Source organism: Ameyamaea chiangmaiensis, assembly GCF_013376175.1.
Taxonomy (GTDB): Bacteria; Pseudomonadota; Alphaproteobacteria; order Acetobacterales; family Acetobacteraceae; genus Ameyamaea; species Ameyamaea chiangmaiensis.
The window spans coordinates 1-798 of the sequence record NZ_JABXXR010000349.1; the positions used below are offsets into that span (position 1 = coordinate 1).

General features: G+C 68.9%; 1 protein-coding gene. It reads left to right on the plus strand.

The window, feature by feature from the left end:
• Positions 1-798 (plus strand): MutS-related protein (locus HUK82_RS16985; protein WP_408851062.1); only part of this gene is annotated, 798 nt, incomplete at both ends.

A 798-nucleotide genomic window follows, 5' to 3' on the forward strand; every position in this document is an offset into this window, starting at 1 on the left:
CGCTTGAGACGCTGCGCACGGGAGGGCGCGACCTTCAGGCGCTTCTGGCCCGCGCCCTGAGCGCGGAGCCGCCCGCGCGCCTCGACGATGGCGGCGTCATCGCCCCGGGCTTCGACGCCGCCCTGGACGAGGAACGAGCGCTGTGCACTGACAGTCGCCAGATCCTCGCAGGACTTCAGACCGAGTACGCCGCCCGTTTCGGCCTCAACAGCCTGAAAATCCGTCATCACGCGCAACTCGGCTATATCATCGAGGTGCCGATCGCCGCGGCCGATCGTCTGCGCGAGCGCACCGACGTCACCCTGCGGCAAGGCACGGCGAGCCTCGCACGCTTTTCCACCGACGAACTGGTCGGTCTCGACCGGCGCATCACCGAAGCGGCCGAACGCGCCGCGACGCTGGAGCGGCAGATTTTCACGCGCCTCGTCGCCACCATTCTGGCCGAGCCCACGCTGGAAGCCATCGCGCGCGAACTCGCAACATTGGACGTTCTGGCGGCGTGCGCCCATCTGGCGTCGGCCGGTCGCTGGTGCCGGGCCGTAATCACCGACGATCAGGACTTCGTACTTGAAGCCTGTCGGCACCCGGTGGTCGAAGCGGCACTCGACGGTCGGGGCGCGTTCACGCCCAACGACTGCGACCTGTCGCCCGAACGGCGCGTGATGCTGCTGACCGGACCGAACATGGCCGGCAAGTCGACGTTCCTGCGCCAGACCGCGCTGGCGATCATCCTTGCGCAAGCCGGGCTTCCGGTCCCCGCCGACCGCGCGCGGATCGGCATCGTCGACCGCCTGTTCT